The organism is Xanthomonas cassavae CFBP 4642 (assembly GCF_000454545.1).
Taxonomy (GTDB): domain Bacteria; phylum Pseudomonadota; class Gammaproteobacteria; order Xanthomonadales; family Xanthomonadaceae; genus Xanthomonas; species Xanthomonas cassavae.
This window is the reverse complement of record NZ_CM002139.1, coordinates 1,760,535-1,780,198: the sequence shown is the minus strand read 5'-3', so window position 1 is coordinate 1,780,198 and position 19,664 is coordinate 1,760,535. Positions and strand designations below refer to the sequence as shown.

The window sequence follows — 19,664 nt, the reverse complement described above, 5'->3', positions numbered from 1 at the left end:
TCCCGCACGGCTGCGAGCACTTGCGAGGCAGTCCATGCATGCGTGCGCAGCCGCTAGCTGCTGCGTTGCACAACACGCGCCGGCGCATCTGCGGTACAACTCCCGTGCAATGCGCTGACAGGGGGCGCAAATGATGCGCCGATGCGGCGCGCACGTGCGCGTGCACTGCCTGCCGCTGCATGCGCCATCACACGCGCCACGGCAGTCCTCTCGCAGTGAGACCAGGAGCCTTGCGCATGCGTTTTCCCGCACCCCGTTACACCCTCTCGCTCGCCGTTGCCGCCGCACTGATGGCGCCGGATGGCCGTGCCCAGACATCGCCCACTGCCTCCGGCATGCCGGATGCCACCACCCTGGATGCCGTGATCGTCAGCGGTACGGCACGCTTCAAGGGCCTGGCCAAGCGCGATGCCAGCTTTTCGATCACCACCGCCAGTCCGGAGCAGATCCAACAGGCCGTCCCGCAAAGCACCGCCGACCTGTTGAAGGTCGTGCCGGGCGTGTGGGCCGAGCCCAGCGGTGGCGGCACCGGCGCGAACATCTTCGTGCGCGGCATGCCCTCCGAAGGCGATGCGCCATTCGTGACCATGCAACTGGATGGCTCGCCGCTGTTTCCGCCGCCCACGCTGTCGTTCCTGGAAAATTCCACGCTGTTCCGGATCGATGACACCGTTGAGCGGATGGAAGTGCTGCGTGGCGGCTCCAGCCCGATCTTCTCCAACGGCCAGCCCGGGTTGACGGTGAACTTCATCCAGAAGAAGGGCCAGGACGAACCGGAGGGCAGCGTGCGCCTGACCGGCGGCAACAATGCACTACGCCGCATCGATGTGTTCAACAGCGGCCCGATGGGCAATGGCTGGTACTACAGCGTGGGCGGTTTTTTTCGCGAGACCGACGGCGTACGCGACCCGCGGTTCTCCGCCGACAAGGGCGGCCAGTTCAGCGCCACCTTGAGCAAGCGCTGGGACAGCGGCGAGCTGTCGTTCTATGCGCGCCACACCGACGACAACAACGCGTTCTACACCGCCATTCCGCTGCTGTCGCGCAACAACGGCAACGACCTGTCCAGTTTTCCCGGTCTGAACGCGCAAACCGGCACCCTGCTCGGCCGCGATTTCCGCAATGTGGAGTTGCTGGTCGGCCCGAACGGCCAAAGCCTGCAACGCGACCTGGCCGATGGGCGCGGCGTCAACATCGATGTGTTCGGCGGCGAATTGAATTGGGAGGTGGGCGACTGGACCATCGCCGATCGCTTCAACGTAATGAGCGGCAGCGCGCCGACCTATGCGCTGTTCACCGGCGACGCACCACTGCGGTTGAGCGACTTCATTGCCGGCTACGGCACCACCGGCAGTGGCAGATTCACCAACGGCGGCGGCGTAGTCGACCCAAATCAGCAAGTGCTGGAAGCCGGCTGGTGGTCAGTGGACAAGCGCCTGAATTCGGTCACCAACGACCTGCGCCTGAGCCGCGAGCTGTTTGCAGGCAACACGCTGACCGTGGGCACCTATTACGCCAAGTATTCCTCCGCAGACACCTGGTACCTGGGCAATACCATGCTGCTCACTGCACAAAACAATGCGCGCCGCATCGATGTGGCATTGGACGATGGCCGCCAGGCGACGCGCCAGGGGTTCACCAGTACCGCGTTCCTCAACCTGCGCGCCAACTACGACGGCGAGAACATTGCCGCCTTCGTTACCGACGAATGGGAACTCAACGAACGCCTGCGGCTGGACCTGGGCGCACGCTACGAGCGCCAGAGCGTCACCGGCAATGTGCACGACATCAGTACGGTGGATCTGGACGGCAACCCGGCCACGCTCTACGACAATGCCACATCGCTGGCGCTGGCAACCACCCGCCGCGTCGATCAGGACGATGAAGCGTTCTCGTGGACGGCAGGCCTGAACTTCAAGCTCAACGACAGCAACAGCCTGTTTGCACGCGTCAACTCCGGGGTGAAGTTTCCCGGCTTCGACAACCTGCGCGATGGACAGAACCGCGTACAGGAAGTGGACCAATACGAGCTGGGCCTCAAATCCGGCGCCAGCAGCTACGACCTGTATCTGACCGCGTTCTACAACACCTTCAAGAACTCCCCGTTCCAGGCGTTTCTGGCCAATGGCGACAACTTCACCGCGGTGGGCGACTCACGCGCACGCGGCCTGGAAGTGGAAGGGGCGATCCGCCCGTTCGGTGGCTTCGAGCTGGCCGGCACCGGCGTGTGGCTGGATGCGGAATACCGCAACTACCGCGAGTTCACCGGCAATCAGGTGATGCGCCAGCCCAAGCGGCAGTTCCGGCTGACGCCAAGCTACTACTGGATGCTGCCATTCGGCGATTTGAAAGTGTTTGCCACCTATTCCTACGTTGGCGATCGCTTCGCGGACCTGGCCAACAGCCAGCGCCTGCCCTCCTACGACATGCTGGATATCGGCGCCAACCTGCACGTGGGCGAACATTGGGAAGTGACCGCCAGCGGCAGCAACGTGACCGACACGCTGGGCCTGACCGAAGGCAATGTGCGGGTGCCGGGCGCGGCGACCGGCGGCGTCTTCATGGGCCGGCCGATTGCCGGACGGCAATACCAGATGTCGGTGGCGTATCGCTGGTAGGTCCATAGGTGACTGGCCCGCGCAGCGGCGCAATGCTGCTGCGCGGAGCCTTGCGACAGGCCTCGCGCTGCCCTTCTCGCCACGCATCCTGGTCCTATGCCAAGCGTCGGCGACAGTCGTTTCAGTCGTTGCCGAACATCCTGCGCAGCGAGCGTGCCAGCTTCGTGCAGTGCGGCTACGTGATGGCAACCGTCTCGCAGTGGTAGCCGCTGCGAAGCAGAACGACGCATCGCGATGTGATATTTTGATCGATACGATCGCTCCTGCAAATTTTTTCGACCGCATCTGTGCGCGAAACTTTGCATGAAACGCGCAAATCTGCATGTCAGCCATAAATTGCGCGATGTATCACGCAGATGGCGTACGTCGCGTGCCTTGCAGGCAATGATTGCCCCATCTTTAAATCGAGGCGTTGACGCTGCAGATGCATCGCCAACATCGGCTGCGTCCAGACGCACAGGGGAGCCGACGAACCACCTGGCCGCATCCATTCCATCGCCGGACCGATGCGCTGTGTAGCTCTATTGGGATAAACGGACATGACTCCTGTCGCTGCCGCACTGTTTCTTCTCGCATCCCCTCATCGCTCCACGGCAGAGGCCAGCCTGTGGGGCGACCCGCCTGCAGGTGAGAGTGCCTGACGAGCGTCTGCTGACCCGGCCGATCGCGCCGGGCCTTTCGACCGCAAGCACCTCCTCCGGCTCCAACGACTCGGGCTTCACAGGCGCGTCCCGAGGGAATGGCGCAGCTGCAACGGCCGATCGTGCGATTGACCGAACGGAGGACCGTGTCGCTTCGATCGCGCCTACCTTTGACTGGAATCAAACGGAATGAACTCTTTTCGTAGCTCCCCCCTCGCGCTGTCGATCGGTGCTCTCCTGATCGGTAGTGCTCCGCTTTCGGCGCTGGCCGCAACAACCGGTCACGTCAACACTTTCGGCTTGGTAATGCCTGCGGTCGTCGCCATGGACGTCCGCGCGAGCCCGGCTGGATACATGGATATCCACGCAACACGGCCCTGCCCGCCACAGCGCATCACCGCTACAGCAAGGCCCCCGTCTGTCCGTTCTCCTAAGGCATCGAGATGAAACCTCCTTCAAGCCGCTTGACGCTGGCATCTGCGGGTACGCTTGCGTTCTCGCTATTTACGGCACTTGGCGCCGTCAACGCACAACCGCCTGGTGCCAACGCTGCACTGCGCGGCGCCGCCGTGGGCAGCGATCCGTTATTCCGATATGAATGGCATCTGCTCAACCGCGGCCAGCCTGTCTTTGGCGATGGCAGACCAGTTCCCGGCGTGGATCTGGATGTGGACCTCCTGCACTCGCTTGGCATCCGTGGCGCTGGTGTCCATGTGGCCGTGATCGACAATGGCCTGGAGATCGCCCACCCGGACCTGATCGACAACGTTGTTAACGGCGGCTCGTATAATTTCCTGACCGGTTCCAGCGACCCCACGCCACCGAAGGACGAGATCGACACCGACCACGGCACCGCCGTTGCCGGGATCATTGCCGAGCGCGGGTGGAACGGGATTGGCGGGCGGGGCGTTGCGCCGGAGGCAGGGCTGGCTGGCTTCAACATGATCGCGGTGACCGATGGCGGCAAGCAGTACGTCGCCATGCGCTATGCGTGGGGAGATGGTCCGCAGGCACGTGCGATGGATGTGTTCAATAACAGCTGGGGGGCCGCCTCGCTCACCTATCCTTTCAGCGCAACCGACGAGCAGCGCTCCCTTGAAACGCTGATGCAGGCCCAGCGGGGTGGAAAGGGCGGCATCTACGTCAAGGCGGCAGGCAACGATTTCAACACGCTGATCGATGTCGACGCGCAGGGCAAGCTGATCGACCGCTGCAGCGACCAGACACGCCGACTGAACGTTGGCTGCGCGCTCGCCAACACAGATCAGTTCAACAACCTGACCACAATGATCGTGGTCGCAGGCGTGAATGCCAACGGCGTGCGTGCAAGCTACTCCTCACCCGGATCTGCGCTGTGGGTCTCCGGGCTCTCCGGTGAGTACGGGTTTCAGCGCCGCTTCGATGCACATCCGGAAACCTTCAAGGAGCTCTATGGACTTCTCAATGCACAGGGGCCGCAGCCGTTCTTTTCACCGGCGATCGTCACCACCGATCTGAGCGGCTGCACCGCAGGCAGCAACCGCGAGCGCACGCGTCCGCCACAAAATGCGCTCGACACCAGCCATTCCAAGATCGATGCATCCTGCAATTACGGCGCACGCATGAATGGCACCTCTGCAGCCGCACCGACAGTGGCAGGCGTCACTGCGTTGATGCTGAGCGCCAATCCGCAACTGACCCTGCGCGATGTCAAATACATTCTTGCCACCACGGCCGTCCAGATCGATCCCGACCAGCCCACGGCACTCTACAACGGCGCCGTGATCGACCCTGGCTGGATCACCAATGCAGCAGGCCACCATTTCAGCAACTGGTACGGATTCGGATTGGTAGACGGCGCTGCCGCAGTGGAACGCGCCATACGGTTCACTTCGCTCCCTGCGCAGCAGGACACCAGCTGGAAAGTCTACGACGGCAAGAGCAGCACCATCGGAGGCCCAGGCGCACCGGCACGCCTCAGCCTGGACATCGCCCAGTCCTTCAAGGTGGAAGGCGTGCAGCTGTATTTCTCAGCCACGCACAAGGACCCACGCCAGCTACGCGTGGTACTGGTTTCGCCCAGCGGCACGCGCAGCACGGTGATGACGCCGTTTTCAACCCTGGACCCGATGCCCGATGGCACCGTGGTCTGGCTGACATCGAGCAATGCCTTTCTGGACGAGCCCTCCGCCGGGCGCTGGACGCTCGAGGTCGACGACATGCTCGCAAGCAACGGCAGGAAACAAGCTGGAGGAATTCGAAATGCGCGTGGTGGGCCACTGACATGAAGACATCTTTCCTCTTCCTGCTCGCTGCTGTCACGGCCAGCACCGGCATGCCGGCATCGGCACAAACCGCCGACAGCGCACGTCTGCGTGCGGCGGCAACCGGGCCGGCAATCGCAGCCGGACGCACGCGCTTTCGTCTCATTCCCGATGCGGTGGTGCGCTTGGCCGATACCGCAGCCGCTCGATCCACCCAGCTCGTGCAGGCCGCTGCCGACGATGTCCCGCTCGCGCGCCTCGATCGTTACGAGGTACTTCTCTCGTCCGGCAGCGCGGCACGTGCCACGTCCACGCTTGATGGGCCGCAACGCTCCAGCGTCGCCGCAGCGCTCGAGGCGCGCACTGGCCAACTGGTCCTGCTGGGGTCGGCGGTCAAGCTGTTCGGTACGACCCCTGCCATTGCCCGTGCATTGGCGGTCCGGACGGGCGGCACCGTGGTCTACGCATCGGCAAGCGATGGAAGCGCGATGATCCGTTACCCATCGGTGACCGCCGCCCTGGAGTACTGCACGCAGCTGCAAGGCACCAGCGGTGTCGGGTCGGTATTGCCCGAAGTGATCCCACGGGCAGTCCGCACGCTGTAACGCTCCGGCAGTGCCTGCGGTGGCCGCGCTCATGGATGGCTGCCTTCTGCTGCAGCCCGTTGCTACACCGGCAGCGGGCTGCGCTCGGCAGACCGACCGCGCCAGTATGGATGGTACGGATACGGTGGCTCCACTGCGCTGACCGTCTCCAGGCGGGCCAGCTGTTCGGCCGTCAGCGACCATCCCACCGCGCCGAGATTCTCGCGCAGACCCTGCAGACCCCTGCCGGCGGGCTGGTGCGGGTACGCATGCAGAGCCGCTTTGAAAGCAACCTGGGCGAACTGGTGCGCGATGCGGTGGTCGCCGGCCAGGGCATCGCGGTGCATTCGTACTGGCATAGCGCCGATGAACTGCGCAGCGGGCGGCTGGTGGAAGTGATGCCAGACCATCCGCCACCGGCCTCGCAGATCAGCGCGGTGATGCCTGCACGCCAGCTGCAACCACCCCGCGTACGCGCCTTCGGGGAGTTCCTGCTGAAGCGTCTGGGCGAGCGACCACCGTGGGAGCAAGCGACCTAGCGCCGATTGCACCGTTTCCGCATGCACGGCCGTTATCTCGCCGCGCTGTGGTCAGCGCGCTGCGCTCGATACGCGATTGCAGCATCGCTGCTGCAACCGCAAGCGGGTAATGCAGCACCTGTAACGGATCTCTGATGCGCAGCGGGCACACCGGCACGGTATGGCAGCGATAAGCCTGGCCGACACCCATGGCGATGACATCGCGTAGTGCATCCGGTTTGAACCAAGGCGAGATTTCGCACCGGGGACAGGATCGCGGGCGCGCGCCCTTCCTGCTTGTCTTGAACCGTCAGCGCCCGGCGCGCCGCAGTCGCGTGTGCAGACTGCGGCGCTGCGCATCGCTGAGCAGGTGGCCGTGGGTGGTCAACAAGCCAAGGATTTGCAGATGTGCCTGCTCGGTGCGACGGGCGAGCTCTGCGGTGGCGGCAGCTTCCAGCCTCTTCCACTCGGCAGGGCTGGTCGGCGTCGGCAGGATCGAAGGTTTGGCGGGCATTGGGCGCTGCAGGCACTGGCTGGAGGCCCATGATACGGCCCGCACGTGAGCGCCCTATCATCGCCGCAGCGGCCACTGCATTGGCCGCGCCCGTCACTGGCACAGGCCGCGTGCTCACCTTGGCGCTTGGTCTCTTGGCGGCTGCGTGACTGGCGCTCTTGTACGATCGGCCCATTGCGGCCAGGCCGCCTTGCGCCATTGACGGGTTCTGCATGTCTTCGCTGACCGAGTTGAGCACCCTGCTGCTGCGCCACGCGCCTGCCGACGGGATGCATGCCACCCCGATTACCGGGTTGCAGATCATGCGCAGCTCGACCCGGACGGTGTCCATTCCCACCGTCTATACGCCGATGCTGTGTCTGGTGGCGCAAGGGCGCAAACGGGCGATGCTGGGCGCGCAGGCATTTCACTATCACCCCGAGATGTATCTGGTGGCCTCGGTGGACCTGCCCATCGTCGGCGCGGTGGTCCAGGCCAGCGCCGAGCAACCGTATCTGTGCTTCTGCCTGGACCTGGACACGGCAATCCTCAGCGAGCTGGCCATCCAGCATCCCGAACTCACCGAACAACAGCGCGACGCCGCGCCGGCCGGGCTGTTGCTCAACCGCAGCACGCCGCAGCTGCAGGACACCGCGGTGCGGCTGGCACGCCTGCTCGACCAGCCGCACGAGATCGCCGCGTTGGCCCCGTTGGTGACACGCGAACTGCTGTATCGCCTGATGGCCGCCCCCGCCAATGCGGTGGTACGCCAGATGGCGATCGCCGACAGCCGGCTCAACCAGATCTCCAAGGCCATCGTGTGGCTGCGCGAACACTATGCGCAGCGCTTCAGCATCGAGCAGATTGCCGATCTGTCGGCGATGAGCCGTTCCACCTTCCATGCGCATTTCAAGGCGGTGACCTCGATGACGCCGCTGGAATACCGCTCGCATCTGCGCGTGCACGAGGCGCGCCGGTTGATGGTGGCCGAGGCGCTGACCGCTGCCGACGCGGGCTTCCGGGTCGGCTACGAAAGCGCCTCGCAATTCAGCCGCGACTACGCGCGCATCCTGGGCGAGCCTCCGGCACGCGATGCGCAGCGGCTGCGCGCGAACACGCCGGATGCTGCCGAACTGGCATAGGCACGCCGGCTGCCTGGCGCGGTCACAGCACGCCAATGACCTGTACGCCACGGCGGTCACCGCGGCCGGGTGCCAGTGCACAGCCTGCCAGCGCGGCAGCCACCCTCCACATCGCGGCACGGCAGCGTTGGCGGGCGACTCACCTCAGTCGGCGGCGTACTGCGCGTCGGTGACCTGCTCCAGCCAGGTCACCGGCGAGCCGTCCACCGCCTCGGCGATGGCGATATGCGACATCGCCACGGTCGCGTTGGCACCATGCCAATGCTTGACTCCCGGCGGGATCCACACGATGTCGCCGGGGCGAATGTCCTGCGCCGGCTTGCCCCACTCCTGCACGCGGCCCGCGCCGGCAGTGACGATCAGCGTCTGTCCCAGCGGATGCGTGTGCCATGCAGTGCGCGCACCCGGCTCGAACGTGACGGTGGCGCCGCCCACCCGCGCCGGCGCATCGGCCTGAAACGGTGCATCGATGCGCACCTTGCCGGTGAAGTAATCGGCCGGGCCCACCGCCGATGCGGCGCCACCGGCCTTGCTCACGCGGATCGGCGTGCCTGCTGCGTTTCCCTGCCCCTCGCCGCCCGTCGCGGTGGCGGCCATCATCGAAGACGATCTAGCAGTTGCGAACAGATGCATTGCGATGCTCCTAGGTGCGGTGCGCGTGGAATAGCCAACATGTCTTCCGCATGCGGCGAACGCCAGCTTCGATATCGCCGATGGCGGCCGGGACCGTCATGCCCGCCTTGCATGCCGTGCGCGACCGCACGCGGCCCGGCCGAACCAGCTGCCCGCACTGTAGCGCGCATACGCACCGGCAATTAGCCGCCGATCGTGCACTCTGTGAGGCACCCATGCATCAATGCAGCCCCACCATGCGGCACCTGCGGCGGCACGGATCTGCGGCAGCGCCTTCTGCAGGCGCCTGTGCACCGCTCACCCAAGGTAGACATCATCCCCACCGCAACGCCTTCGTAGCCTCGCGATGGACAGACACATACCACCGACCATCGGCTGGCGCCTACCAGTCGATCTCCACCGGCAGGAACCTCTCGATCAATCCGACATTGCCAGCCAGATGAGCGCTGATGGCATCAATGGTGAAGCCGCCGCTGCTGGCCGGCCGGCGGTGTTCAATCCACCACTGCGCACTTGGCGCAAAGGCCATGCACTTCCAGTGTCTGCGCCTGTGGCTGGAAACCCAGCGCTTTGGCGCGGGTTTCCAGCTGCGAGACCACGTCGCGGTCTTCCAGTTCCACCGCGCTATGGCAGCGGTCGCAGATCAGGAACGGCACCGAGTGCTGGGCGCTGTTGGGGTGATGGCAGGCGACGAAGGCATTGACCGATTCGAGCTTGTGCACGAACCCGTTGGCCATCAGGAAGTCCAGCGCGCGGTAGACGGTGGGCGGGGCATCGGCACCCACGCCCTTGCCTTCGCGCACCCAGTCCAGCAGTTCGTAGGCCTTGACCGGCTTGCCGGCATCGGCGATCAGCCGCAGCACGTTGGCGCGGATCGGCGTCAGCCGCAGGCCGCGTTCGCTGCAGGCGCGCTCCACCGCGCGCACGAAGCTGTTGGCATCGTCGACGTGGTGATGCGGCTCGGTGCAGGCATGGTCCTGCATGTGGGTGTGCTTGGTCATACAGGCTCCGGCGTCAGGCCGCTCCTATCTTGATGAGTGCCGCATCGATGCGTTTCAAGGCACCCTCGCGGCCGGCCAGGTACACCGTCTGCGAAATGTCCGGGCTGACCTGGGTGCCGGTGATGGCCACGCGCAGCGGCTGGGCCACCTTGCCCATGCCCAGTTCCAGTGCCGCGGCAGCATCGTGCAGCGCTGCCGAGACGCTTTCCACGGTCCATTCGGGCTGCGCCGCCAGCAGCTCGCGCGCCTTGCCCAGCGGCACTTCTGCGCCCAGCTTCAGGTGCTTGATCACCGCCGCTTCGTCGTAGGCCTCCAGTGGCTGGTACCAGACCATGGCCTTTTCGGCCATGTCCTTGAGGGTCTGCACACGCTCGCGCAGCGCCACCACCACGTCGGCGGCGGCCGGGCCTTGGGTCACGTCGATGCCGAGCTTGCCCAGCTGGTATTCCAGCTGCGGCGCGATGCTGGCCGGGTCGTCGGTCTTCAGGTAATGCTGGTTGACCCAGCCGAGCTTGGCCATGTCCAGCCGCGCGGCCTTGGAATGGACGTCGGCGATGTCGAACAGGTCCAGCAGCTCCTGGTGGCTGAACAGCTCCTGGTCGCCATGCGACCAGCCCAGACGGGCCAGATAGTTGATCAAGGCATGCGGCAGGTAGCCGGCGTCCTTGTACTGCATCACATCGGCCGCACCGGTGCGCTTGGAGAGCTTGGCGCCCTGCTCGTCCAGGATCATCGGCATGTGGCCGAAACGCGGCACCGGCGCACCCAGCGCTTGGTAGATGTTGATCTGGCGCGGGGTGTTGTTGATGTGGTCGTCGCCGCGGATCACTTCGGTGATGCCCATGTCCCAGTCGTCCACCACCACCGCGAAGTTGTAGGTGGGATAGCCGTCCGGACGGAAGATCACCATGTCGTCGAGCTCGCTGTTGGCGATCTCGATGCGGCCCTTGATCAGGTCGTCGAAGACCACGCTGCCGCCGACCGGATTCTTGAAGCGGATGACGCGATTGGGGTCGTCGCGGTACGGCAGCTGCTGCTCGCGCGCAGCGCCGTTGTAGCGCGGCTTTTCCTGCTTGGCCATTGCGGCCTCGCGCATGGCATCGAGCGCTTCGCGGGTCTCGTAGGCGTAATACGCCTTGCCCTGCGCCAACAGCTGCTCGGCCACCTCCTGGTAGCGCGCGATGCGCTGGGTCTGGTAGATCGGGCCTTCGTCGTAGTCCAGTCCCAGCCAGTCCATCGCTTCCAGGATCGCGTCGATGGCCGCCTGGGTGCTGCGTTCGCGGTCGGTGTCTTCGATGCGCAGCACGAACTGCCCGCCGCGACGACGTGCCTCCAGCCAGCAATACAGGGCGGTGCGGGCGCCGCCGATATGCAGGTAACCGGTGGGGCTGGGGGCAAAGCGGGTGCGGCAGGTCATGGAGCGCTCGGGCAAACGGGGATGGGCCGATTTTACCTTGCGCAGCGTGGCCCTGCCCGGCCCGCCGGTTCAGCGGTTGCGCAACAGGTCGCCGTACACCACGCACTCGCCACCGCTGCGCGCCGGGCCGGGTGCGTCGTACAGCACCAGCCAGCTGGGCGTCTTGCCAGCCAGCTGCGGTGGCAGGTTGCAGATCGCCTCGGCGCGGTCGCTGTCGGTGCCGTGCGGCAGTACCGCCGACTCCAGCAGCGCGTGCTGAAAGCGTACCGCCTCCTGATTGGCGGCCAGCTGCTTGCGCGCGTCCGGCCATTTGAACAGGCGGATTTCGCCGTTCAACACCATAGTGGGCCCGGCCAGCAGGTACAGGTCGTCCCCAGAATAATGCAGATCGCGCACGCCCAGCCCGCCCAATTGCAGGAAGTGTTTGCGCAGCAGCGTGCCGTCGTCATCCAGCGGCGCCAGGCGCAGATGGTCCCCATGCGCCTCCACCTGGATTTCCAGCAGCGCCGACCAGCCACGCAATACCGGCCCGCGCAGGCCCAGCAACAGACGCTGGCCATCCACCACGATGCCTTCGATATCGAAGCCGTTGTCCTTGCCGGGAATCTTCAGGAACGGGCCGAAATGCGGATCGTCGGCCAGCAGCTCGGTCAGTTGGTTGTGCTTGGCGTCGCCCTTGAGGCGCAGCGCACGGCGGCCGTCGGCGGTCTCGCGCACCAGCCGCGGCGCTCCGTCGTCGTCGCGCTCGATCGGCAAGCAGGCCAGCAGGCGGCGGTTGGCGTCGAGCTTGAGCTTGGTCAGGCGCTTGGCGTTGTCGGCATCGTCGCGGTCGGGCTTGGCGTTCTTGCGCTTCAACCCATGCGATCCGACCACCCACAGGTACCCGTCCGACAGCCCCATGCCTTCCAGGTCGGCTTCCTCGGTGTCTTCGCCGGGCAGATCCAGCAACTCGGCCAACGGAAAACTCTGCCCCTGCCCAAAGCGCAAGGCCTCTCGCTGGCCGGGCGGCAGCTTGCGCAACCGGTCCACCGCACAGGCTTCGTCGCCGGCGACCCACAGCCAGTCGTCGGTGAACGCCGCGCCGGAAAGATTGCTGTGCACCAGGGCGCCCGGGGTGAACTCAAGCCGGACGCTATGCGGGATCAGGGTTTTCTTGGCCATGTGAGCAGGTGGGCAACCGTAGGGAAGAAGACCGCCAGTACACCACGACCACAGCGCCGATGGACGCTGTGGCGACAGGACGGACAGCAGCACGGCGCTGCCGAAGCGACTCCCCGGCCCGCGCCCTGGCCGCGATCAACGCAGGCTCACTCCCACGCCGCCAACCGGGCACGCGCCAGGCCGGCCGCCCACTGCCCGGGCCAATCGCGATCGTTGGCCACCTGCGCCTGTGCGCGGCTGGCCTCGAAGGCAGCGATATCCAGCGCCGCATACGCCCACACCGCCTCGCCCCGGGTCTGCGCCACCACGCCGTCGTCCGGGAAGCCCACATCCATCGGCGCGAACACCGCAGCCTCGCCGGTATTGATGTCCAGCGCCGGGCTCCAGGGCGCCTGCCCGGCGGTGACCGATTGCGCGACGAACATGCGGTTTTCCAGCGCGCGCGCCAGGCAGCCGATGCGGACGCGGGTGGCGCCGGCGGTGGTGTCGGTGCAGCTGGGCACGATCAACAGGCGTGCACCGGCCTCGTACTGCGCCCGCACCGGCAGCGGGAATTCGCTGTCGTAGCAGATGGCGATCGCCGCGCGCACGCCATCGACGTCGAACACCTTCAGCGCATCGCCCGGCTCGATCAGCCCGGTGGCCTTTTCAAAGCCGGTGAGCTGCAGCTTGTCCTGCCAACCGTGGCGGCCATCGGGGGCGAACCAGTCGCTGCGATTGCGGTAGCGGCCCTGACCCAGATCCAGCAGGAAACTGCCGGGTATCAGGTGCAGCCGGTGCTGACGCGCCAGGCCGGCAAACAGTTCGAGCCATGGCGCACGCAAGGCCTGGATGGCGGCCAAGGACTCCGGCAGGCCGGCAGACACCTGCGTGCCGAAGGTCGCGCCCAGCTCCAGCGACAGATATTCCGGCAACACCGCCACGCGGGCGCCGGCCAACGCTGCCTCGCCGACCAGGGCCGAGACGCGCGCAGCAAACGCATCGAAATCCGCCGGGCGGCCGATCGGGTACTTGGCAACGGCAATGGTGAGCGGCGCATTCATGGGCTGGGTCCTGTGGCGGCAGTGGAGACACGCGGGCGGGCAATAGCGACAACGCAGACGGTGCAAGCGCGACTAGTCTGCCAACGTGCGTGTCCACACGCTCAAACTGTGGTCGATCTCGCCGCGTTGCAACTCTGCCCAGGCCAGCCGCACCTGCATGTGCGGCTGCGGCGCATAGCCGCGCCTGCGCCAGAACGCATCGTTGGGGCGATAGTCGGCCGGCTTGCGCGGATCGTCGGGCGCACGGTCCACCGAGCAGAAGGCGGTCAGCGCAAAGCCGCCCAGCGCGCGCGCATGCGCCTCGCGGCGGTCGAAGAACGCGTGGCCAATGCCTTGCCCGCGATACGCGGGCAGCAGCACCGACTCGCCGAAATAGAACACGCGGGCCGGATCGATGCCGGCTGCGCGGAAGGGTGTGTGGAAGGCGTCGCTGTCATCGAGCAGCGGCAGGCCGGTGGAGGCACCGATCACCGCGTCGCCATCGCATGCCAGCACGAAGACGCTCTGCGGCGACGCCGCATATGCCGCCAGATAGCTGCGTTCGTAATCGGCATCGCCGTCGTACAGATACGGCCATGCACGGAACACCGCGATGCGCAGCTGCGCCACCGCGTCCAGATACGGCAACAGCGCATTGCCGCTCACCGCTTCAACACTGAGGGAAGCACCGGTCATGCCGGCCATGGTAAGCGAGCCGGCTGCATTGCGCTGCGGTGCCACTGCACCTCAGCGCAACCAGCTGCGGTGGCGCCGCTGCGTGGCAACCGGCTGTTGCCACATCAACCACACCGCGGCGTCTTCTGCGGCCACCAGCACCCCGAGCAGCGCATCGCTGCTGCGTGCCCAGTAGCTGCCATTGCTCAGGCGCTGCCATGGTCCGTAACGACGCAGTGCCGCGGCGCCGGCCTGCAGCTGTTGCCGCGACGCCTGCAAGAATGCGCTACCGCCGCTACGTAGCGCCTGCGCCGTACACTCGTGCAAACGCAGGCCGATCACGCCGCGGCGCCCCTGCCCGGCCAACGACAAGGCCGACAACGCCGAACATTCCCAACAGTGCGGTGGCGCTGCGGGAAGCAGCGCCACCGTTTCGATCCCGGCGGGCGGCAGCCGCTGCGCCCGCCGGACCACCTGCCCCTGCGTCCTCATGCCGACCTCAGCGCAGGCTGTTGCCAAGCTCGTACCAATCGAACTTGCGGGTCACCCACATGATGCTGGCCAGGATGCCGAACAGCAGCAACGATCCCATCAGTAGCGCGTTGTCTTCGGAGATCAGCAGGCTGTACAGCACGCCATACAGCGCGGTAAGCATCACCGAGAATCCCGCCGCGCGGCCCCAGCTGCGCAACACTCCGGACAGGTAGAAGAACTGCAGGCCGATACAGGCCGCCGCCGACAGCAGGTAGGCCTGCCAGAACGCGATGTGCTAGGACAGGCTGAGCAGCAGCAAGAAGAAGATCGCCAGCGCCAGACCCACCAGCAGGTACTGCAACGGATGGATCGGCAGGCGCTTGATCAGCTCGAACAGCACGAAGGCCACGAAGGTCAGCACCACGAACAGGATGCCGTACTTGCTGGCGCGGTCGGCCTGGGTATACACGTCCACCGGGTCCACCAGGCGCACCTCCAGCATGTCCAGCGCAGACTGGCTGGACTGCAACTGCGTCTGTGCGCCGGTGGCCAGCGACGACAGCGACCAGCTGGCATCGAAGCCCTTCGGGCCGATGCTGGGCGCGTTGGGCAGGAAACGGCCGCCGAAGGACGGGTGCTGCCAGGCAGAACGCAAGGCGATCTCGTTGTTGTCGGCGATCGGTGCGATGGCCAGCCGGCGGGTGCCGTCCAGCACGAACTGCATGTCCACCACAGTGCCCGCCTGTAGCCGCCCGGCCACCGGATCGGCCAGCGGGCTCAATTCGGCATGCACGCCCGCCGACCGATCCGCCAGCGCGCCGGCGCCGCTTTCCAGTGCCACTGCACGCCCATCCACCTGCAGCCGCGGCGTCCCGACCAGCCCACGCACGTCGGAAATGCCCACCGCCAGATGCGGCTGGCCATACACGCGGGTGGGCACGGCGGCGTAGTCCAGTGGTTCGTATTCCGCGTGCAGTGTCGCTTTCCAGGAATACACCTGCACGCGGTACAGGCCCACTGCGCGCACCGACGGCACCATCTCGCCAATCAGTTTCAGGCTACGCGGCGTTTGCAACAGCGCGCCTTCGCGCTTGCGCCAGACCTTGCGCTGGTTGCCCTGCTCGTCCGGCTCGGTGACCTGCACGTCTTCGGTGTACGGCAGCACGCGCACCGGGGCGATGAACTGCTGCTCGCCCGCCTTGCTCTGCGCCACCCGCTCCACCGCCTCGTCGCGGTAGCGGGCGCGGTCCTGCACCGCACCCCGGATCAGCAACAAGGGAATCAGCAACAGCAGGATCAACCCGCCGATGGTGGCGAAGCGCAACAACAGTTTCAGGGATTTCATCGACCGTCCTCAGTCTGGGAGGTGCTCAGGCTGCGCCGTGTCGGTGGTGGGGGTTTGAGGCGAAGTTGAAGCGAATGTGAAGTAGCCGCTGCCCTGACCTGCGGCCGGCACTGTGACGCACTGGGGGAATACGCATGCCCACCGGCAGAAGTGCACCCCCGGCCCACACCCGGCTTCCGTTTTCCCGACGGCACTTCGCATCGCCACTGCGCGCGGCGGCGGCAGGCGCAACGATGCGCCTGCAGTTGCGTGTTGCAGGTTCGTACCGTCGGCTTTCATGTTGTTCTGAGCACGGCGTTTCAGTCCCGTCCTTTTTTTCAGACGTTCGTCACTTCGCGTGCGCCACATCGGCGCCGTTGCTTCCGCATGCCCGCTGGCCGCCCGTGGCTCCACACCTGCACCGACTGCATTCCTCTCTCAACCTGGAGTTTTTCTGCAATGAACACCCAACGTTCGCTCGTGCTCTGCCTGCTCGCTTCCCTGAGCCTGTCGTCTGCTGCCGCGCAGGCGGCAATGCACGGCATGGGCTTGAAACCATCGTCGCTGATGCAGCCGGTCACCCCGCTGTTCGGTACTGCGAGCGCCGCCAAGTCGCTTCCTGCCACGGTGGACCTGACCGCCTGGGCGATCCCGCCGGGCGATCAAGGTCAAGTCAACTCATGTGCGTCGTGGGCGACCGCCCACACCTTGACCGGGTGGTACGCCAACGCCGGCAAACAGGCGCAGACGCGCTTTGCCCCGATGTACCTTTACAGCCAGGTCAATGAGGGCGTCGACGAAGGTTCCTCGCTGGAAGCGCCGCTGGAAATCGCGCTGGCGCAAGGCATCGACACCGAGCAGCATTACTCGTGGGGCAACTACAACTGGAAGAACCCACCCACCGCCGCCGACCGCGCCAGCGCCGCCAAACATCCCACGCCGTACCGCAAATACACCGTGTTGTATGCGGGCAACGGCAACGGTGGGCGCGCCTTGATCGAGCAGATCAAGCTGGCGCTGGCTGGGTCCACGCCGGTGGCGATCGGCTTCTATGTCCGGCAAGGCTTTAAAGACCTCACGCCCAAGCACCAGGTCGACTACGACATCACCACACCGATCCTGGGCGGGCATGCGGTGGTCGCGCTGGGCTACGACAGCGAGGGGCTGTTGATCGAAAACAGCTGGGGCACCGAGTGGGGCAACAAGGGCTTTGGCAAGCTGGCGTGGTCGGTGGTGGCCAAGGACGTCATCGGGGCCGACGTGGTGCACTGACGCGCCACGCGATTTGATCTGCCGTCGATCCAGATGCGGCATGTGCCACGCGCATGCCGCCACTGCCCTGCTACAGCATTCGGCTGCAGGCCTGTCGCGCAGCGCACGCCAGGCGCGTCAGCCGATGCGCAGGCGCAGTGCTGCCACCGCTCCACCGCCCTCGCGATTGCGCAAGGCCGCCTCGCCGCCGTGCAGGCGCGCCACTTCGCGCACGAACGGCAGGCCCAGACCGGAACTGCGTTGCCCGGTCTGCGGGCGCGCCAGCGAGTAGAACCGCTCGAACACGCGTTCGATCGCGTAGTCCGGCACGCCGCTGCCGCGGTCTTCGACCAGCAGTTGCAGTTGCGCGCCCTGCAGCTGCGTACGCAATTGCACGTGACTGCCCGCGGGTGAGAACGCAATGGCATTTTCCAGCAGGTTGATCAGCGCCTGCCGTAGCAGGAACGCATCGCCATGCACGGCCTGACCGCCGGCCGTCAGGCCTGCGGCATCGATCGCGACCTGCACCCCGGCGCTGGCAGCGCGTTGCGCTACGGCATCCACTGCCGCCTGCAGCAGGCCGGACACGGCGATGCGCTCGCGCGTGCGCAGCCAGCCGTGCTGTTCCACTTCGGCCAGCGCCAGCAGCTTGTCGATGGTTTCGGTCAGGCGCTGCTCCTGCGCACGGATGCTGGCGACGAAGTGCTGGCGGTCGACGTCCGGCAACGGTTCGGTGAGCAGTTCGGAGGCGCCACGGATCGCGGCCAGCGGGCTCTTCATCTCGTGCGTCAGCGATTGCACGTACTGCTCGACGTAGGCCTTGCCTTCCAACTTGCGCCGCATGGTTTCCAGCGCCTGGCCGAGGTCGCCGATCTCATCGCCGCGCGGCTTGGGCGGCGGCACCGGGATGCCGGCGCTCACCGCCTGTGCATAGCGGTTGAGCCGGCCGATACCGCGCATCAGCCACCAGGTCATCGCGATGCCGATCAATGCGGAAATGCCGATCAACCAGGCGCCGCGCTGCAGGATGTCGCGCTGGCTGGCTTGGATGAAGGGATCGATGCTGCGATTGGGCTGGGCCAGGGTCAGCACGCCGATCAGTTTCTTCGGATCGTCCTGCGCATAGATCGGCGCGGCGACATGCATCACCGTCGCGGTGGGGTCACCATCGCTCTCGGGGCTGGAACGCGCACCATACTCGCCGCGCAAGGTGCGGTAGACATCGTTCCAGCGCGAATTGTCGCGGCCCACATCGCGGCCCAGCGAATCGAACACCACCACGCCGCGCGCATCGGTCACGGTGACGCGGTAGTCCACGTTGTTCTTGCGGAAGCGCCACACCCAGGCCTTGGGATCGCGATGCTGCGCCTGCGCCAGATGGCGGGCGAAGCTGCCGCTGGCAATCGTCCCCTGCGCCAGCTCGGGGCCGGCCATTTCGGCCAGCACGTTTGCCGCATCCACCAGGGTCGATTCCATCGCCTGGCGCACGCCGGGCTTGACCTCGTTGACGAACACCCGCATCACGAAGAACGCGGCCAGCCCGACGATCAGGAAAAACCCCAGGAACAGCTTGAGCCCGAGCCGCATCTCAGCGCACCGCCCGGGTGATGCACGCACACCTGCGCGAGGTCATCGCCTACAGCTCCAGCGCGTAGCCGAGGCCACGGTGGGTGCGGATCGGGTCGACCGGCACCCCGGCCTGGCGCAGCTTGCCGCGCAGGGTCTTGATATGGGTATCGACGGTGCGCTCGGCGCTGTCGGCGCTGGCATCCCAGCCACGGTCCATCAACTGCGCGCGGCTGAGGATGGCGCCGGGACGCTGCAGCAGTGCGGCCAGCACTGCGTATTCGTAACGGGTCAGCGGCAACAGGGCCTCGCCGTAGCGGATACGGCTACCTTCGCGGTCGATCGCAAAGCCGCTATGCGGTTGCCAGCCTGGTTCGGCCACCGCTGCCACGCTGCGGCGACGCAGGCGGGCGCGTACCCGTGCCACCAGCTCGCGCGGGGAGAACGGCTTGGCCATGTAATCGTCGGCGCCCAGTTCCAGTCCCAGCACGCGATCGATCTCGTCGTTGCGCGCAGTGAGAAAGATCACCGGCACTTCGCTGAAGCTGCGCAGGCTGCGACAGACCTCGAAACCATTGATGTCGGGCAGGCCGACATCCAGCACCACCAGATCGGCCGGCTCGGCACGCAGCCGCGCCAGCGCCTCGCGGCCCAGCAGGCAGTGTTCGGGCGCGTAGCCTTCGCTGCGCAGCGCGTACAGCACGGTATCGGCGATGGCGGCTTCGTCTTCGACGACGAGTACGCGGACAGGAGTGTCGGACATGGCGCGCAGCATAGCCGCAGGCGTGCATGATCTATAGCGCCGCGGCAGCGCGCGCGAGGCTCCCCGGCAGCGCCGGCCTGATCGCTGGCGCCACCCGCACCGGCAGCAGCAGAGCGCAAGCGACTGCGCACCCCAGCG

The 19,664-nt window shown here is 66.1% G+C and carries 15 protein-coding genes and 4 pseudogenes; 6 read left to right on the top strand and 13 right to left on the bottom strand.

What is annotated here, in order from left to right; translation table 11 throughout:
• Window positions 1-236: 236 nt before the first annotated feature.
• On the top strand, window positions 237-2,618 hold the full coding sequence (locus XCSCFBP4642_RS0107990; protein ID WP_029219326.1) for a TonB-dependent receptor: 2,382 nt from the start codon (window positions 237-239) through the stop codon (window positions 2,616-2,618).
• 1,225 nt (window positions 2,619-3,843) lie between these two features.
• On the opposite strand, the gene XCSCFBP4642_RS30380 is transcribed toward XCSCFBP4642_RS0107990, so the two are convergent.
• Window positions 3,844-3,972, bottom strand: coding sequence for a hypothetical protein (locus tag XCSCFBP4642_RS30380; protein ID WP_268744467.1), 129 nt, complete (start codon window positions 3,970-3,972; stop codon window positions 3,844-3,846).
• On the opposite strand from XCSCFBP4642_RS30380, the pseudogene XCSCFBP4642_RS24325 reads away from it, so the two are divergent.
• Both XCSCFBP4642_RS24325 and XCSCFBP4642_RS0107975 read left to right on the top strand, forming a co-directional pair.
• A pseudogene (locus XCSCFBP4642_RS24325) lies at window positions 3,916-5,521 on the top strand (S8 family serine peptidase). The gene XCSCFBP4642_RS30380 and the pseudogene XCSCFBP4642_RS24325 sit on opposite strands and share 57 nt — an antisense overlap.
• Window position 5,522: 1 nt before the next feature.
• Window positions 5,523-6,107: a hypothetical protein gene (locus XCSCFBP4642_RS0107975; protein ID WP_029219325.1), complete on the top strand. Its 585-nt coding sequence runs from the start codon at window positions 5,523-5,525 to the stop codon at window positions 6,105-6,107.
• A 62-nt stretch (window positions 6,108-6,169) separates the two neighbouring features.
• On the opposite strand, the pseudogene XCSCFBP4642_RS26665 reads toward XCSCFBP4642_RS0107975, so the two are convergent.
• Window positions 6,170-6,316: pseudogene (locus tag XCSCFBP4642_RS26665) on the bottom strand (aldo/keto reductase); the annotation flags it as partial.
• Here XCSCFBP4642_RS26665 and XCSCFBP4642_RS26660 point away from each other — a divergent pair.
• A pseudogene (locus tag XCSCFBP4642_RS26660) lies at window positions 6,317-6,625 on the top strand (LysR substrate-binding domain-containing protein); the annotation flags it as partial.
• A gap of 289 nt (window positions 6,626-6,914) precedes the next feature.
• Here XCSCFBP4642_RS26660 and XCSCFBP4642_RS0107960 read toward each other — a convergent pair.
• Window positions 6,915-7,118 carry a hypothetical protein gene (locus XCSCFBP4642_RS0107960; RefSeq protein ID WP_029219322.1) on the bottom strand — a complete coding sequence of 68 codons (204 nt, stop codon included), beginning with the start codon at window positions 7,116-7,118 and terminating at the stop codon, window positions 6,915-6,917.
• Window positions 7,119-7,330: 212 nt separating this feature from the next.
• Between XCSCFBP4642_RS0107960 and XCSCFBP4642_RS0107955 the strand changes: the two genes are divergently transcribed.
• A complete protein-coding gene (locus tag XCSCFBP4642_RS0107955; protein WP_029219321.1) occupies window positions 7,331-8,239 on the top strand; it encodes an AraC family transcriptional regulator in 909 nt (302 codons plus the stop codon).
• Between the two features lie 144 nt (window positions 8,240-8,383).
• On the opposite strand, the gene XCSCFBP4642_RS0107950 is transcribed toward XCSCFBP4642_RS0107955, so the two are convergent.
• From XCSCFBP4642_RS0107950 to creD, 8 genes and pseudogenes are all read right to left on the bottom strand, one after another.
• On the bottom strand, window positions 8,384-8,872 hold the full coding sequence (locus XCSCFBP4642_RS0107950; protein ID WP_029219320.1) for a (R)-mandelonitrile lyase: 489 nt from the start codon (window positions 8,870-8,872) through the stop codon (window positions 8,384-8,386).
• 494 nt (window positions 8,873-9,366) lie between these two features.
• Window positions 9,367-9,873 (bottom strand): transcriptional repressor, encoded by a 507-nt coding sequence (locus XCSCFBP4642_RS0107940; protein ID WP_029219319.1) that lies wholly within the window; start codon window positions 9,871-9,873, stop codon window positions 9,367-9,369.
• A gap of 13 nt (window positions 9,874-9,886) precedes the next feature.
• The gene (gene gltX / locus XCSCFBP4642_RS0107935) at window positions 9,887-11,290 is read right to left on the bottom strand and encodes a glutamate--tRNA ligase (protein ID WP_029219318.1); all 1,404 of its coding nucleotides are present in this window, start codon (window positions 11,288-11,290) and stop codon (window positions 9,887-9,889) included.
• A gap of 69 nt (window positions 11,291-11,359) precedes the next feature.
• The gene (locus XCSCFBP4642_RS0107930) at window positions 11,360-12,451 is read right to left on the bottom strand and encodes a DUF3616 domain-containing protein (RefSeq protein ID WP_029219317.1); all 1,092 of its coding nucleotides are present in this window, start codon (window positions 12,449-12,451) and stop codon (window positions 11,360-11,362) included.
• A gap of 146 nt (window positions 12,452-12,597) precedes the next feature.
• Window positions 12,598-13,494 (bottom strand): carbon-nitrogen hydrolase family protein, encoded by an 897-nt coding sequence (locus XCSCFBP4642_RS0107925; protein ID WP_029219316.1) that lies wholly within the window; start codon window positions 13,492-13,494, stop codon window positions 12,598-12,600.
• A gap of 72 nt (window positions 13,495-13,566) precedes the next feature.
• Complete coding sequence (locus XCSCFBP4642_RS0107920) at window positions 13,567-14,178, bottom strand: GNAT family N-acetyltransferase (RefSeq protein ID WP_029219315.1); 612 nt, start codon at window positions 14,176-14,178, stop codon at window positions 13,567-13,569.
• A 42-nt stretch (window positions 14,179-14,220) separates the two neighbouring features.
• On the bottom strand, window positions 14,221-14,640 hold the full coding sequence (locus tag XCSCFBP4642_RS0107915; RefSeq protein WP_029219314.1) for a hypothetical protein: 420 nt from the start codon (window positions 14,638-14,640) through the stop codon (window positions 14,221-14,223).
• A gap of 7 nt (window positions 14,641-14,647) precedes the next feature.
• A pseudogene (creD, locus tag XCSCFBP4642_RS24320) lies at window positions 14,648-15,967 on the bottom strand (cell envelope integrity protein CreD).
• A 438-nt stretch (window positions 15,968-16,405) separates the two neighbouring features.
• On the opposite strand from creD, the gene XCSCFBP4642_RS0107905 reads away from it, so the two are divergent.
• Window positions 16,406-17,218 (top strand): C1 family peptidase, encoded by an 813-nt coding sequence (locus XCSCFBP4642_RS0107905; RefSeq protein ID WP_029219313.1) that lies wholly within the window; start codon window positions 16,406-16,408, stop codon window positions 17,216-17,218.
• A 117-nt stretch (window positions 17,219-17,335) separates the two neighbouring features.
• On the opposite strand, the gene creC is transcribed toward XCSCFBP4642_RS0107905, so the two are convergent.
• Together creC and creB are read right to left on the bottom strand one after the other, a co-directional pair.
• Window positions 17,336-18,784 carry a two-component system sensor histidine kinase CreC gene (gene creC, locus XCSCFBP4642_RS0107900; protein WP_029219312.1) on the bottom strand — a complete coding sequence of 483 codons (1,449 nt, stop codon included), beginning with the start codon at window positions 18,782-18,784 and terminating at the stop codon, window positions 17,336-17,338.
• Between the two features lie 49 nt (window positions 18,785-18,833).
• Window positions 18,834-19,538 (bottom strand): two-component system response regulator CreB, encoded by a 705-nt coding sequence (creB, locus tag XCSCFBP4642_RS0107895; protein WP_200859740.1) that lies wholly within the window; start codon window positions 19,536-19,538, stop codon window positions 18,834-18,836.
• Window positions 19,539-19,664 lie beyond the last annotated feature (126 nt).